We start from the raw sequence: 14188 nt of genomic DNA on the forward strand, positions 1-14188 counted from the left end.
CGATGTTTCTTTTGAAAGACCCCATGAAAATCACTCAAGATACCGTCGTCACCATGCAGTACAAGGTGACCAACGCCCAAGGCCAGCTGCTGGACAAGGCGCAAGAGCCCACCTCGTATTTGCACGGCGGCTACGACAACACCTTCCCCAAAATCGAAGCCGCGCTGGAAGGGCAAGTTGTGGGCTTCAGCACCACCTTGAAGCTGACCCCGGCCGACGCCTTTGGCGAGCGCGACGAGAGCCTGGTGCAGACCATCCCCAAAAGCGAGTTCCCGCCCGGTGTCAAAGTGGGTGGTCAGCTGCGCGGGCGCACGCCCGATGGCCATGAGCAAGTGTTCAACGTGCTCAAGATCAAGGGCGACAAGGTGATTTTGGACGGCAACCACCCTTGGGCCGGGCAACACCTGACCTTGAGCCTGAAAGTGCTGGAGGTGCGTGCGGCTTCAGCCGAAGAAGTGACACATCGCCACGCGCATGGTGCGCACGGGCATCACCACTGAGGCAAGGGCGTGGGGCGGCAAAGTTAAACCGGCTCTGCGGGGCTGGCGCTGAAGCAGTCTTGCACGCTGAACAGCATGGACGTGAAGAACATGGCCGCCACCATCAAGGCCATGGGCATGAGGACCGTCATCATCAATTGCGGGTCGCCCAGCAAGCTGGCGATCAGCAAGGCCACAATGCCTGAGCCGGTGAAAATGCCGAACCAGACCAGGATGTAAACGGCAAATGCCTTCAAGTTGCGCCAGCACGCCACGAAGCTGAAAAACAGGCTTTTGGCCGCTGGCAGACCGTGCCAGTACACCAGCGCGGGGGCGTGCCAAAACATCATGGACACCGGGATGTAGAGCACCATCGACACCCACAAAGCGGCCTGAAATGATGGGCTGTTGACCACTTCGGGCGTCATGGGGCTGCCACCGAAATAGACCTTGGCAAAAGTGCCACCGTCGGCCAGCATCGACACCACCATCACGCCCAGAAACAACACGGCGTACCAGCCGCCCAGCTGGAACATGCTTTTGCGTTGGGGCCCAGCCTTGAGTGCGCTGAACAAGACGCTGGGCATGGGAAATTTGCCTTGCAGTGCGGTTTGCGTCGCGGCCATCATGCCCAGCGTCAGCGCTGGCAGCAGCACCAGCGCCAAGGCACCACCGATGAAAGGCACGATGGACACCAGCGACACGGTGGCCATGAACAGAAAAAACAAGCCGGACATGGCCAGGGGTTGCCGCCAGAACGTGCGCACGCCTTGGGTGGCCCAATGCAGGCCGGTGCGGGCAGGAACAATTTGCAGATTCATGGTGTCAGACGAGGGCAGAGGCCAAAACAGGGTGTTTTACCCGGGCACGCAGCACGCGCTCAAAATGCGTGGGGTCGTGGGGCTTGAGCATGGAGGCTTCTCGAGGCAGATGGTAGTCCCACAGGCGGGAAATCCAGAAACGCAAAGCCCCTGCGCGCAAAAGGGCAGGCAGCAAGTCGCGCTCGGCGGCACTCAGGGGGCGCACCTGGTTGTAGGCCTGCACCATGGCCCGGGCGCGTTCGGCTTCGTGTGCCCCGCTGGGCAAGTCGATACACCAGTCGTTCAGGCACACGGCCAGATCAAACAGCCAGGTGTCCACGCCTGCGAAGTAAAAATCAAAAAAGCCCGTGAGCTGCTCGCCGTCAAACATGACGTTGTCGCGGAACAGATCGGCATGCACCGGGCCACGGGGCAAGGCGGCATAAGCGGCGCTGGCGGCCACATGGTTTTGGTAGGCCAGTTCGCTGCCCAGCAAGGCGGCCTGTGCTTCGTCCACGTAAGGCAGCACCACGGGCACGGTTTCATTCCACCAGGGCAAGCCGCGCAGGTTGGGCTGGTTGCGGTTGTAGTCGGCGCCGGCCAGGTGCATGCGCGCCAGCATGTCGCCCACGGCAGCGCAGTGCACGGCCTGGGGCTGCAGCTGGCTTTTTCCAGCCAGTTTGTTGACCACGGCGGCCGGTTTGCCGCTGACGGTGTGCAACACGTCGCCGTCGCGGTTGGCTGCGGGGTCTGGCACCGGTATGCCGCGCCCGGCCAGGTGTTTCATCAAAAACAGGTAAAACGGCAGCTGCTCGTGCGTCAGGCGCTCGAACAGGGTGAGCACGTATTCACCCTGATCGGTGGTGGCGAAGTAGTTGGTGTTTTCAATTCCGCCCTCGATGCCGCGCAATTCGATCAAGGCCCCCAGGTTCAGGGCTTGCATCAGGTCGTTGGCCTGGGTTTCGGTGACTTCGGTGAATACCGCCATGGGAAGAGATGTGAGCGCCAGCGCGGGCTGGCTTGGGTGGGCAAAGTCAGGATTGTAGAGGGCGAAAAGTCAAAAATGACCTGCAAAGGGCTGGCTGCGGGGGGCCGATGTGGCAAAGCGAAGCGCCTCTGAGGCCCCGCGCAGTCAGCCCTTTGCAGGTCTGCTCGGGACTGGCGGGCAGATCGGGTAGCCGGACCTGCGCCGGGGCTCAGAGGCGCTTCGCTTTGCCACATCGCCCCGGCGCAGGCCCGGCTACCCGATCATGAAGTCGTTTAACGGTCACGGCTCGATCCCAGTACACAATCAGGGGATGAGCGAAAACACCTCCGAAACATCCCCGCCGACCCTCTTGTTGGTCGACGGCTCCAGCTATTTGTACCGCGCCTTCCACGCCATGCCCGACCTGCGGGCCGTGCCGGGCGACCCGACCAGCCCCGCCACCGGGGCGATCCGCGGCATGATCAACATGATGGAGCGGCTGCGCAAGGATGTGCCCGCTGTCTATGCCGCCTGCGTGTTCGACGCTAAAGGCCCGACCTTTCGGGACGAGCTGTACCCCGAGTACAAAGCCCACCGCAGCCCCATGCCCGACGACCTGCGCAGCCAAATCGAGCCGATCCACGAACTGGTGCGCCTGATGGGCTGGACCGTCCTGGACGTGCCCGGCGTGGAGGCCGATGACGTGATCGCCACCCTGGCCCACACCGCCGCCCAGCAGGGCATCGAGGTCACGGTGTCGAGCGGCGACAAGGACCTGAGCCAGCTCGTCAATGAACACATCACCATCATCGACACGATGAACGGCAAGGTGCGCGATGTGGCGGGCGTGACCGAAGAGTTTGGCGTGCCGCCAGCGCTGATGATCGACTACCAGACCCTGGTGGGCGACCCGGTGGACAACGTGCCGGGCGTGCACAAGGTCGGTCCCAAGACCGCTGCCAAGTGGCTGCTGGAATACGGCTCGCTCGACAACCTGATGGCGCACGCCCACGAGATCAAGGGCGTGGCGGGCGAGAACCTGCGCCAGGCGGTGGACTGGCTGCCCAAAGGCCGGGCGCTCGTGACCATGAAAACCGACTGCGACCTGAACGGCTGGGTGCCCGGTTTGCCGTCGCTGGCCAGCCTGCACCTGCACGCGCCCGACAAGGACAAGCTGCTGAATTTTTATCAGACATACGGCTTCAAAGGGCTGGTGCAGTCGCTCGGTGGGGCCATGCCTGCACCTGTGGCGAAAAAAGTAGCCAAACCCAAAGACACGGGCATGGGCGATTTGTTTGGCTCGGCTCAAGAAGAACCCGCGGCCTTGTCCGAATTGGATACAGCCGCCAGCGCGGTGCAGGGCGATTTGAAATACGACACCGTGCTCGACTGGGCCGCATTCGACACTTGGCTGGCCCGCATTGAGCAGGCACCGCTCACCGCCATCGATACCGAGACGACCTCGCTGGATGCCATGCGGGCCGAGATCGTGGGCATCTCGCTGAGCGTCAAACCCGGGGAGGCGGCCTACATCCCGCTGGCCCACAACGGCCCGGGTGCGCCCGAGCAGCTGCCGCTGGCCGATGTGCTGGCCAAATTCAAGCCCTGGCTCGAAAACCCGGCCCGCCACAAGCTGGGCCAGAACATCAAATACGACCGCCATGTATTCGCGAACCACGGCATCGAGGTGCAGGGCTACGCCCACGACACCATGCTCCAGAGCTATGTGCTCGAAGTGCACAAGCCGCACGGGTTGAGCAGTTTGGCCGAGCGCCATGTGGGCCGCAAAGGCGTGACGTATGAGGACCTGTGCGGCAAGGGCGCGCACCAGATTCCGTTTGCGCAGGTTGATGTGGACAAGGCCGCGCATTATTCGTGCGAAGACTCCGACCAGTGCCTGGACGTGCACTTGGCGCTGTGGCCGCAGATCGAGGCGCACGCGGGCCTGAAGTTTGTCTACGACCTAGAGATTCAGACCAGCGAAGCGCTGTATCGCATCGAGCGCAACGGCGTGCTGATCGACGCGCCCACGCTGGCCGCGCAAAGCCAGGCGCTGGGCGAGCGCATCGTGCAGCTCGAAACCGAGGCTTACGAGATCGCCGGGCAGCCCTTCAACCTGGCCAGTCCCAAGCAGCTGGGCGAGATCTTTTTTGACAAGCTGGGCTTGCCCGTCATCAAGAAAACCGCCACGGGCGCCCGCAGCACCGACGAAGAGGTGCTGGAAAAACTGGCCGAGGACTACCCGCTGCCCGCCCGCATCCTGGAGCACCGCAGCCTGAGCAAACTCAAAGGCACCTACACCGACAAGCTGGCGCAGCTGGCCTTGCCGCGCACAGGGCGTGTGCACACCAACTATGCGCAGGCGGTGGCCGTCACGGGCCGTCTGTCGAGCAACGAGCCTAATTTGCAAAACATCCCGGTGCGCACCGCCGAGGGCCGCAAGGTGCGTGAGGCCTTTGTGGCCCCCGCAGGCTGCGTGATTGCGAGTGCCGACTACAGCCAGATTGAGCTGCGCATCATGGCGCACCTGAGCGACGACGCGGCCTTGCTCAAGGCCTTCCATGAGGGGCTGGACGTGCACAAGGCCACGGCCGCCGAGGTGTTTGGCGCGACGCCCGACACGGTGAGCAGCGAGCAGCGCCGTTATGCCAAGACCATCAACTTCGGCCTGATTTACGGCATGAGCGCCTTTGGTCTGGCCAAGGCGCTGGGCATTGACAACACCGCCGCCAAGAACTACATCACGCGTTACTTCGAGCGCTTTGCGGGCGTCAAACACTACATGGACGCCACCCGCGAGCAGGCCAAGGCGCTGGGTTATGTCGAGACCGTGTTTGGCCGCCGCCTGATGCTGCCCGAGATCAACAGCCCCAACGGCCCGCGCCGCGCCGGGGCCGAGCGTGCCGCCATCAACGCCCCCATGCAGGGCACAGCAGCGGATTTGATCAAGCTGAGCATGGTCGCCGTGCAAAAGGCGCTGGACGAACAAGGCAAGTCCACCAAGGTCATCATGCAGGTGCACGACGAATTGGTGTTCGAGGTGCCTGAGTCAGAGGTCGAGTGGGTGCGCACCGAGGTGCCGCGCATCATGGCGGGCGTGGCCGATCTGAAGGTGCCACTCTTGGCCGAAGTCGGCTTTGGGCCGAACTGGGAGCAGGCGCACTGAGCGTGAAGCGCCCTTTCAAGTGCCTATTTAATGTCTTCTTGCCACGGCACATGCTTGTGCATGATGGCGGCAAACAGGTCGGAGCCTTCAAACTCGGTCAGCCAGCGTATCAAAGCGCTCCAGGGCTGTGACGCAAACCAAGCCGGGTCGGTGTGGGCGTACTGACGCACAAAAGGCGCCAGGGCGGCGTCGGCCAGGCCAAAACGATTGCCTGCCAGAAAAGGCTGCAAACGAAGGCGTGCATCGAGCATGAGCAGCCAGACGGCGGCCCCATCACGGTCGGCCAAGCCACTGGCGAGGCCAAAGCGGTTGGGGTATTTGAAGCGGTCGAGCTGCTGTTTGAACGGGCCATCGTTGTGCCCGATCAGCGCCAAGGCATCGGCCATGGCCGACTCTGTGTCTGGCAGCCAGCCCAACGGGTCGTGCTGACGCAGGGCCCACAGCAGGATGTCCAGACTTTGCTCCAGCACTTGGTCGCCGTCTGTGCCGGGCAGCCACAAGACCGGCACCGTGCCTTTGGGCGACAAGGCCAGCATGTGGGCAGGTTTGTTTTTCAGCACCACCTCGCGGTGCTCGTACGCCACGCCGCTAGCGTGAAGCGCCAAGCGTGCCCTCATGGCGTAGGGGCAGCGGCGAAACGAATACAAAACAGGCAGAGTCTGGGGCATGAGGGCAGTTTAAATCCCTGCGCATGTGCGAGTCCGAAGCGCCTGTGCCAAGATAGACGACCCTTCCAAGCCAAATGCAGGAGTCCCCCTTGAACCACAACCTGATTGAAGACACGCAAGCCCTGCTGGGTGGACACATGGGTGCCTCAGGGGCCACACGCCGCAGCGCCTTGAAAGCCGCTTTGGGTGTGGGGTATGCCGCAGCAGCCTTGCCGATCATGGCGCAAACTGCCATCCAGACTCCCGCCAAAGGCCTGGTCTCGGGCGAGGTGACCATTGACGTGAACGGTTTCAAGTTGCCAGCTTACCGCAGCGCGCCTGCGGGCAAGACCGGTTTGCCGGTGGTCTTGGTGATTTCCGAGATTTTTGGTGTGCACGAGCACATCGCCGATGTCACCCGCCGCCTGGCCCACGCGGGCTACCTGGTGATTGCGCCCGAGTTGTTTGTCCGCCAGGGCGACGCCAAGGGCTACAGTGACATCCCCAAGCTGCAAGCCGAGGTGATTTCCAAGGTGCCGGATGCCCAGGTCATGGCTGACCTGGACGAAGCCGTGGCCTGGGCTGCCGCCAACGGCGGCAACACCGACAAGTTGGCCATCACCGGCTTTTGCTGGGGCGGTCGCATCACCTGGCTGTATGCGGCGCACCAGCCCAAGCTGAAGGCGGGCGTGGCCTGGTACGGCCGGCTGGTGGGCAACCCGACAGCGCAGACGCCAAACCACCCGTTGGCTTTGGTGGGCAGCCTCAAGGCGCCAGTGCTCGGTTTGTACGGCGCGGCCGACACCGGCATACCTCTTGACACGGTTGATAAGATGAAAGCTGAGCTGGCCCAAGGGCCTGCCGCGGCGAAAGCCAGCGAGTTTGTGGTTTATCCTGAGGCCCCGCACGCCTTCCATGCCGACTACCGCCCCAGCTACCGCAAGGCGGCGGCAGAAGACGGCTGGCAGCGTTTGCTGGCCTGGCTCAAACGCCAGGGCGTGGCCTGATTTTTGAGTGCAACAACCGCCCGTGGGGCGTGAGTTCTGAAAAACCGCCCTTAGGGGCGGTTTGTTTTGGGGTGTAAGGCACCCCGGGAAACATGATGACTTTATTGGCGATTCTGGTGGGGACTTTGGTGGCGGGCATTGGCAGCGTCTGGGTGGCGGCCTGGCTGAGTTTTGGCATCTTGAGCCGGTACACCCAGCACATGCTGAGTCTGGCGGCCGGGGCTTTGATGGCCACTTCCTTCTTGCATTTGTTGCCGGAAGCATTCGAGAGCGAGGCCGGGGCGCACGAGCTGTTTTTGACCTTGTTAGTGGGCTTGGTGTTTTTCTTTTTGCTCGACAAGGCCGAACTCTGGCACCACGGGCACGAGCATGGCCATGATCACGGGCATGGTCACCACGACCATCACCACGATGCGCACCCAACTGCCCATGCCCAGGCGCATGTTCACGGCAAGTCAACCCCTGGCGAGCCACCCCGGGGGGCCTGGGCGGTGCTCGCGGGGGACAGCGTGCATTGCTTTGGCGACGGCATCCTCATTGCTTCGGCCTTCATGGCGGACATGCGTTTGGGGGTGATTGCCGCGCTGGCCGTTCTGGCGCACGAAGTGCCCCACCACATGGGCGATCTGGCGGTGTTGCGCCGGGGCAGCAGCAGTCGCCAGGCCGCGATTGTGAAGGTGTCCATGGCCGGGGCCATCACGGCTTTTGGCGGTGCCGTGGGTTATGTGCTGGTGGATGCCTTGCACGACTGGCTGCCGTTTTTCCTGGTGGTGGCCAGCAGCAGCTTTGTGTATGTGGCCCTGGCCGACCTGATTCCCCAATTGCAAAAACGCCTGTCTGCGCGAGAGACAGTCGCCCAGATCATTTGGCTGGGCGTGGGCATTGGCATGGTGGTTCTGGTCAGTGCTGTGGCCGGGCACAGCCACTGAGCCGCAGCTGTCTCAGCCTTGGGCGCAAGGCAGCCCGGGCGTGCGGCACCATTCGCTCCAGCTGCCAGCATAGAGGGCAGTGGGGCCAAACCCAGCCAATTCCATCGCGATCAGATTGGGCACAGCCGTGACACCGCTGCCGCAGTGGTGCACCACGCTGCTGGCCGGGCGGCCTGCCAGCACTTGGCGCCATTCCGCCTTCAGCTGCTCTGGGCTTTTGAAGCGGCCGTCTTCGGTGAAGTTTTCGGTGAAGGGGCGGTTCAAAGCGCCCGGAATGTGACCCGCCACCGGGTCCAGTGGCTCTACCTCGCCCCGGTATCGGGCCCCGGCGCGGGCATCGACCACGATTTGGCTGGGTTGGCCCAGGGCGGTCGAGACCGCGTCGGTCAGCACCAGTTGGCGCAGCGGCGCTTTCAGCTCAAAACGGGTGGGGGCCAAGGGTGTAGCAGACCCCGAGGCCAAGGCGCCACCCGCGTCTTTCCAGGCCTGCAGGCCGCCGTCCAGCACGGCCACGGCCTCGTGCCCCAGCCACTTGAGCATCCACCACAAACGGCCGCAGTAGTGGCCTTTGTTGCGGTCGTACACCACGATCTGCATGCCGTTGTGAATGCCCAAACGGCCCAGCCACTGCGCCACGATCTCGCGCTGCGGCAAAGGGTGACGCCCGCCGTTGACCGCCTGGCCCGGCTGGTGCGTGCTCAAGTCCTTGTCCAGGTTCGCAGGCAGGGCGCCTGCGATGCGTTCGCTGATAAAGAAGCCATCGGCCAGCTCGGGTTTCATCAGGTCAAAGCTGCAGTCCAGCACGGCGCAGGGCGTGCCCTGGGCCTGCAGGTCTTGCAATTGGGCGGCGGTGATCAGCAAGGGGTACATGGGGTCTCCGTTCAATGGTCTTCGGCCGGGGCGCGGGGCAGGGTGCGGTTGCGCAAGGCGGTGGCAGCGATGCCACTGGCGATGATCAAGGCCATGCCCATCCAGCCGATCAGGGGAATCTGGTCGCCAAACAAAAACAGACCATATAAAGCGGCAAACACAATGCCCGAGTATTGCAAATTGGCCACCACCAGTGTGGCGCCGCTGCTGTAGGCCTTGGTCATGCACAGCTGGCCCAGGGCGGCGAGCAAGCCAATCGGCAGCAACCACCAGGCTTGCGGCCAGACCCAGGCACTGGGGCCGACGAACAGCATGGCCACAGCCCCGGTGAGGGTGGTGCCGATGGAGAAATACAGCACGGTGCGGGCCTCGGGCTCGCCCATGCGGCCCAGTGCCGCCACCTGGATGTAGGCCAGCGCCGCACCCAAGCCCGAAAGCAGGCCGATCACGCCGGCAAACAGCTGGTTCTGCTCGATGGTGGGCCGCAAGATCATCACCACGCCCGCAAAGCCCGTGATGACGGTGAGCACCACCGGGCCTTGCCGTGTCATGTCCTGCACCCGCCCCATGACCAGCGTGCCGCCCACCAAGAAGGCAGCCACCCAGACGCCGCTCATGTAGTTGAGCGTCATGGCTGTTGCCAGGGGCAAGTGGGCAATGGCGTAAAACCAGGCCGTCAGCGAAGCCACGCCAATCACCGAGCGCCACACGTGCATGAGCGGAATGTGCGTGCGCAAGGCCACCCGCTGGCTGCGGCAAATGGCGGCCATGAAAGCGATGCCAATCAGGCCACGGTAAAACACCAACTCAAAGGTGTGAAAGTACTCCGAAGCGTATTTGATGCAAACACTCATCGTCGCGAAAAACAGCGACGCCAGAATCATCCAGGAGGCTTGCATCCGTGAGCGCTTCAGAGGGTCTTCATTTGCTGGCGGTACCACTCGTGGAAGTGCTGCATGCCATCTTCCATGGGGCTTTGGTAGGGCCCGACTTCGTTGTCGCCGCGCATCAGCAGGGCCTTGCGGCCCGCGTCCATGCGTTCGGCAATTTCGTCGTCTTCGATGCAGGTTTCCATGTAGGCGGCCTGCTGGGCTTCGACGAACTCGCGCTCAAAGGCCACGATTTCTTCGGGGTAGTAAAACTCCACCATGTTCAGCGTCTTGCTGGGGCTGATCGGGTGCAGGGTCGACACCGTGAGCACATGGGGGTACCACTCGACCATGATGTGCGGGTAGTAGGTCAGCCAGATCGCACCGCGCTCGGGCAATTGCCCGTTGCGGTACTTCAGCAGCACCTCGTGCCACTTTTTGTAGGTGTCCGAGCCGGGTTTGCCAAAGCCGCCCGACACGCCCACGGTTTGCACCGAGTAGTGCTCCTTGAACTCCCAGCTCAGGTCGTCGCAGGTGACAAACTGGCCGAGGCCCGGGTGGAAGGGGCCGACGTGGTAGTCCTCCAGGTAGACCTCGATGAAGGTCTTCCAGTTGTAGTTGCACTCGTGCAATTCAACCCGGTCCAGTGCGTAGCCTTCAAAGTTCAGCAGCGCTCTGGGGCCCATGCCCGCCAGGTCGGCGGCGATGTCGCGGCCGTTGTCTTCAAACAACAGACCGTTCCATTCCTGCAACTTGTAGTTGTTCAGGTTCAGGCAGGGGTCGTGCGCAAAGTGGGGTGCGCCCAGCAGCTCGCCGCTGGGCGAATAGGTCCAGCGGTGCAGCGGGCACACGATGTTGCCGCCTGCGCTGCCCTTTTGCTGGGTCTGCAGGTTGCCCCGACCATTCAGCATGACGGCCTGGCGGTGGCGGCAGACGTTTGAGACGAGTTCGACCCCGCCTTGGGCATTGCGCACCAAGGCGCGGCCTTGCGCCTCGTGGGGCAGGGCGTAATAGTCGCCCGGGTGGGGCACCGCCAGCTGGTGGCCCACGTAGCGGGGGCCTTGCCGGAAGAGCGTGTTCAATTCGCGCTGAAACAGCGCTTCATCGAAATAAGTGGAAACTGGTAGTTGGCTTGCGGCCTGCTGCAGTTGAAGACTTAAATCAGACATGGGTGACCTGACCTAGAGACTCCCCCTATGAAGGGGCAGGGACAAAGCGCTGAATTCAAGGAAAACCGCGCAAAAAAATGACAGGGAAACCCTGTCGATGAGCTGTAATTCTACCCCGGGGGGTGGGCCTTGAAGCCCGCATTGGCACAAGCCGTCAGAAATTCAAGGACTCTCAGAGTCCGCCCGTCTGGCGAGCTTGACGGTGCCCTGTGTCAGTCTGATCAAGGCTTAAGGCCTAAAATCGGGTTTTTTCCTCCGGAACTCCCCATGCCCAAGGCCGCCCCCTCCGACGCCGCTGACACCTCGGTAGCGCCCCTGCCTGCCACGTACGAAGCGGCTTTGTCGGAGCTGGAGTCGTTGGTGGCCCAGCTTGAATCGGGCCAGATGCCTTTGGACCAGCTCTTGACCGGCTACCAGCGCGGCGCGGTTTTGCTGGCGTTTTGCCGCGACAAGCTCAAGGCGGTGGAAGACCAGATCCAGGTGCTGGACGGCGTGCAACTCAAACCCTGGAGCGGCGCATGAGTCTGAACTTGAAGGCCTGGATGCAGCCGCATCTCGATCGGGTCGAGCAAGCTTTGTCGGCCGGCATCGCGGCCGAATCACCTGCCGCAATGGGCCAGGCCATGCGCTACGCGGTGCTGGACGGCGGCAAGCGCCTGCGCCCCTTGCTGGTGTTGGCCACGGCCGAGGCGGTGGGCGATGCGACCAGCAGCCCGGCGGCGCTGAATGCCGCCTGCGCCATCGAGTTGATCCATGCTTATTCGCTGGTGCACGACGACATGCCCTGCATGGACAACGACGTGCTGCGCCGCGGCAAACCCACAGTGCATATGCAGTTTGGCGAGGCCCAGGCCCTGCTGGCGGGCGACGCCTTGCAGACGCTGGCCTTTGAATTTTTGACACCTCCGGATGGCAGCATGCCTGCGGCGGTGCAGGCCGCCTGCGTGGGCTTGCTGGCCCGGGCTTCCGGTTACCAGGGCATGGCCGGGGGGCAGGCGATTGACCTGGCCAGTGTCGGCCAGCGCCTGACTGAAGACCAATTGCGCCAGATGCACCGCCTCAAAACCGGGGCACTGCTGCTGTGCAGCGTGCAGATGGGCGCAGCCTGTGTGCAGGGCGTTTCTGCCCCTGTGCAAGCGGCTCTCCAGCGCTTTGGAGAGGCCCTGGGCCTGGCCTTTCAGGTGGTCGACGATGTGCTGGATGTGACGGCCGATTCGGCCACGCTGGGCAAGACTGCAGGCAAGGATGAAGCCGCCGACAAACCCACTTATGTGGCCCTGATGGGCCTGGATGCGGCCAAGGCTTATGCCGACAGCTTGGCGGCTCAGGCCATGCAGGCGCTGGCCGACACCGGATTGCCCGATGACCGTTTGGCCGCGCTGCGTGCTCTGACCGCCATGGTGGTAGAAAGAAACAACTGACATGACCGATTTGCTCAAGAACATCGACTCCCCGGCCGATCTGCGCCGCCTGCAGCGCACCGACTTGCCCCAATTGGCCGATGAACTGCGCCACTGCGTGCTGGACAACGTCTCCAAAACCGGTGGGCATTTGAGCTCCAACCTGGGCACGGTGGAGTTGACGGTGGCATTGCACTATGTCTTCAACACCCCGGAAGACCGTATCGTCTGGGATGTGGGCCACCAGACCTACCCGCACAAAATCCTTACCGGCCGGCGCGACCGCATGCCCACGCTGCGCCAATTTGGCGGCTTGTCGGGCTTTCCGCGGCGCGACGAGAGCGAATACGACACCTTTGGCACGGCCCATTCGTCCACCAGCATTTCGGCGGTTCTGGGCATGGCTGTGGCGGCCCGCCAAAAAGGCGAGTCGCGCCATTCGATTGCCGTGATCGGCGACGGCGCCATGACGGCCGGCATGGCCTTTGAAGCCTTAAACAACGCGGGCGTCGAAGAGTGCAAGCTGCTGGTGATCCTGAACGACAACGACATGTCGATCAGCCCACCCGTGGGGGCGCTCAACCGCTACCTGGCCCAGCTCATGAGCGGGCGTTTTTATTCGGCGGCCAAGGCCGGTGCCAAGAACGTGCTGAAAAATGCACCGCCCCTGTTTGAGCTGGCCAAGCGCCTGGAAGAACACGCCAAAGGCATGGTGGTGCCGGCCACTCTGTTCGAGAAGTTCGGCTTCAACTACATCGGCCCGATCGACGGGCACGACCTGGAATCGCTGATCCCGACGCTGGAGAACATCAAGCACCTGGATGGCCCGCAGTTTTTGCATGTGGTCACCAAAAAAGGCCAGGGGTACGACAAGGCCGAAGCCGACCCGGTGGCCTACCATGGCCCCGGCAAGTTCGACCCCAGCGTGGGCCTGGTGCCAGCGGCCACGCCCGCCAAAACCACCTTCACCCAGGTGTTTGGCCAGTGGCTGTGTGACATGGCCGAAAAAGACATGCGCCTGGTGGGCATCACGCCCGCCATGCGCGAGGGCTCGGGCATGGTGGCGTTTCACCAGCGTTTCCCCAAGCGCTATTACGACGTGGGCATTGCTGAGCAGCATGCCGTGACCTTTGCCGCAGGCATGGCCTGCGAGGGCCTGAAACCCGTGGTGGCGATTTATTCCACCTTTTTGCAGCGCGGCTACGACCAGCTGATCCACGATGTGGCCTTGCAAAACCTGCCGGTGGTCTTTGCGCTCGACCGCGCCGGTCTGGTGGGGGCCGATGGCGCGACCCATGCAGGGGCTTACGACATCGCTTTTATTCGCTGTATCCCCAACATGAGTCTGGCTTGCCCGGCCGATGAGCGGGAATGCCGCCAGCTGCTGAGCACCGCTTACGCACAAAACCACCCGGTGGCGGTGCGTTATCCGCGCGGTGCGGGCGTGGGCACCGAGCCCGGGCGCGATCTGGACACTTTGCCGTTCGGCAAAGGCGAAGTGCGCCGCCAGGGCGAAAAAGTGGCCATTCTGGCCTTTGGCACCTTGCTGGCCCCGGCTTTGCAGGCCGCTGAAAAACTCAATGCCACGGTGGTCAACATGCGCTGGGTCAAGCCGCTGGATGTGGACTTGCTGGACCACATCGCCCAAAGCCACGAGCGCATCGTCACGGTGGAAGAGGGCTGCACCATGGGCGGCGCAGGCAGCGCGGTGGCCGAGGCTTTGCAGACTTTGCAGATCACCCGGCCGGTTTTGCAGCTGGGCTTGCCGGACGAATTCATTGAGCACGGCGATCCGGCCAAACTGCTGGCCCTGCAGGGGCTGGATGCGGCGGGGATGGAGAAGTCCATTCGGCAGCGTTGGCCTGATTTGTGACCTGTCAGAGAT

13 protein-coding genes are annotated in these 14188 nt (G+C 63.0%); 7 read left to right on the plus strand and 6 right to left on the minus strand.

Annotated elements, in window-relative coordinates:
- Positions 1 to 23 precede the first annotated feature (23 nt).
- Positions 24 to 500, plus strand: coding sequence for an FKBP-type peptidyl-prolyl cis-trans isomerase (locus tag ACHEXL_RS03020; protein WP_416560569.1), 477 nt, complete (start codon positions 24 to 26; stop codon positions 498 to 500).
- Positions 501 to 523: 23 nt separating this feature from the next.
- Here the strand turns inward: ACHEXL_RS03020 and ACHEXL_RS03025 are convergent, their stop codons facing one another.
- Positions 524 to 1300, minus strand: a complete 777-nt coding sequence (locus ACHEXL_RS03025) for a BPSS1780 family membrane protein (protein ID WP_416560570.1) — start codon at positions 1298 to 1300, stop codon at positions 524 to 526.
- 4 nt (positions 1301 to 1304) lie between these two features.
- A complete protein-coding gene (locus ACHEXL_RS03030; protein ID WP_416560571.1) occupies positions 1305 to 2267 on the minus strand; it encodes a homoserine kinase in 963 nt (320 codons plus the stop codon).
- A 310-nt stretch (positions 2268 to 2577) separates the two neighbouring features.
- Here ACHEXL_RS03030 and polA point away from each other — a divergent pair, with 310 nt between their 5' ends.
- A complete protein-coding gene (gene polA / locus ACHEXL_RS03035; RefSeq protein WP_416560572.1) occupies positions 2578 to 5412 on the plus strand; it encodes a DNA polymerase I in 2835 nt (944 codons plus the stop codon).
- 23 nt (positions 5413 to 5435) lie between these two features.
- Here polA and ACHEXL_RS03040 read toward each other — a convergent pair whose 3' ends face one another.
- Positions 5436 to 6080, minus strand: a complete 645-nt coding sequence (locus tag ACHEXL_RS03040; RefSeq protein WP_416560573.1) for a glutathione S-transferase — start codon at positions 6078 to 6080, stop codon at positions 5436 to 5438.
- Between the two features lie 74 nt (positions 6081 to 6154).
- Here ACHEXL_RS03040 and ACHEXL_RS03045 point away from each other — a divergent pair, with 74 nt between their 5' ends.
- A complete protein-coding gene (locus tag ACHEXL_RS03045; protein WP_416560574.1) occupies positions 6155 to 7066 on the plus strand; it encodes a dienelactone hydrolase family protein in 912 nt (303 codons plus the stop codon).
- A gap of 95 nt (positions 7067 to 7161) precedes the next feature.
- The gene (locus ACHEXL_RS03050; protein ID WP_416561300.1) at positions 7162 to 7995 is read left to right on the plus strand and encodes a ZIP family metal transporter; all 834 of its coding nucleotides are present in this window, start codon (positions 7162 to 7164) and stop codon (positions 7993 to 7995) included.
- Between the two features lie 12 nt (positions 7996 to 8007).
- Here the strand turns inward: ACHEXL_RS03050 and ACHEXL_RS03055 are convergent, their stop codons facing one another.
- From ACHEXL_RS03055 to ACHEXL_RS03065, 3 genes are read right to left on the minus strand one after another with little or no spacing between them, the layout of a single operon-like run.
- Positions 8008 to 8865 (minus strand): sulfurtransferase, encoded by an 858-nt coding sequence (locus ACHEXL_RS03055; protein WP_416560575.1) that lies wholly within the window; start codon positions 8863 to 8865, stop codon positions 8008 to 8010.
- 11 nt (positions 8866 to 8876) lie between these two features.
- Positions 8877 to 9764, minus strand: a complete 888-nt coding sequence (locus tag ACHEXL_RS03060) for a DMT family transporter (protein ID WP_416560576.1) — start codon at positions 9762 to 9764, stop codon at positions 8877 to 8879.
- Positions 9765 to 9775: 11 nt separating this feature from the next.
- Positions 9776 to 10903, minus strand: a complete 1128-nt coding sequence (locus tag ACHEXL_RS03065; protein WP_416560577.1) for an aromatic ring-hydroxylating oxygenase subunit alpha — start codon at positions 10901 to 10903, stop codon at positions 9776 to 9778.
- 267 nt (positions 10904 to 11170) lie between these two features.
- Here ACHEXL_RS03065 and ACHEXL_RS03070 point away from each other — a divergent pair, with 267 nt between their 5' ends.
- From ACHEXL_RS03070 to dxs, 3 genes are read left to right on the plus strand one after another with little or no spacing between them, the layout of a single operon-like run.
- Positions 11171 to 11425, plus strand: a complete 255-nt coding sequence (locus tag ACHEXL_RS03070; protein WP_416560578.1) for an exodeoxyribonuclease VII small subunit — start codon at positions 11171 to 11173, stop codon at positions 11423 to 11425.
- The gene (locus ACHEXL_RS03075; protein ID WP_416560579.1) at positions 11422 to 12324 is read left to right on the plus strand and encodes a polyprenyl synthetase family protein; all 903 of its coding nucleotides are present in this window, start codon (positions 11422 to 11424) and stop codon (positions 12322 to 12324) included. Before ACHEXL_RS03070 ends, ACHEXL_RS03075 begins: the two co-directional genes overlap by 4 nt.
- 1 nt (position 12325) lies before the next feature.
- Positions 12326 to 14176 (plus strand): 1-deoxy-D-xylulose-5-phosphate synthase, encoded by a 1851-nt coding sequence (gene dxs / locus ACHEXL_RS03080; protein WP_416560580.1) that lies wholly within the window; start codon positions 12326 to 12328, stop codon positions 14174 to 14176.
- Positions 14177 to 14188: the final 12 nt, after the last annotated feature.

It is taken from the genome of Limnohabitans sp. YIMB22184, from assembly GCF_048020265.1.
Classification (GTDB): Bacteria; Pseudomonadota; Gammaproteobacteria; order Burkholderiales; family Burkholderiaceae_C; genus Limnohabitans_A.

Coding starts and splice junctions, on each gene's coding strand:
- ACHEXL_RS03020 (WP_416560569.1), top strand. CDS start 24: ATGAAAATCACTCAAGATACCGTCGTCACCATGCAGTACAAGGTGACC.
- ACHEXL_RS03025 (WP_416560570.1), bottom strand. CDS start 1,300: ATGAATCTGCAAATTGTTCCTGCCCGCACCGGCCTGCATTGGGCCACC.
- ACHEXL_RS03030 (WP_416560571.1), bottom strand. CDS start 2,267: ATGGCGGTATTCACCGAAGTCACCGAAACCCAGGCCAACGACCTGATG.
- polA (WP_416560572.1), top strand. CDS start 2,578: ATGAGCGAAAACACCTCCGAAACATCCCCGCCGACCCTCTTGTTGGTC.
- ACHEXL_RS03040 (WP_416560573.1), bottom strand. CDS start 6,080: ATGCCCCAGACTCTGCCTGTTTTGTATTCGTTTCGCCGCTGCCCCTAC.
- ACHEXL_RS03045 (WP_416560574.1), top strand. CDS start 6,155: ATGCAGGAGTCCCCCTTGAACCACAACCTGATTGAAGACACGCAAGCC.
- ACHEXL_RS03050 (WP_416561300.1), top strand. CDS start 7,162: ATGACTTTATTGGCGATTCTGGTGGGGACTTTGGTGGCGGGCATTGGC.
- ACHEXL_RS03055 (WP_416560575.1), bottom strand. CDS start 8,865: ATGTACCCCTTGCTGATCACCGCCGCCCAATTGCAAGACCTGCAGGCC.
- ACHEXL_RS03060 (WP_416560576.1), bottom strand. CDS start 9,764: ATGCAAGCCTCCTGGATGATTCTGGCGTCGCTGTTTTTCGCGACGATG.
- ACHEXL_RS03065 (WP_416560577.1), bottom strand. CDS start 10,903: ATGTCTGATTTAAGTCTTCAACTGCAGCAGGCCGCAAGCCAACTACCA.
- ACHEXL_RS03070 (WP_416560578.1), top strand. CDS start 11,171: ATGCCCAAGGCCGCCCCCTCCGACGCCGCTGACACCTCGGTAGCGCCC.
- ACHEXL_RS03075 (WP_416560579.1), top strand. CDS start 11,422: ATGAGTCTGAACTTGAAGGCCTGGATGCAGCCGCATCTCGATCGGGTC.
- dxs (WP_416560580.1), top strand. CDS start 12,326: ATGACCGATTTGCTCAAGAACATCGACTCCCCGGCCGATCTGCGCCGC.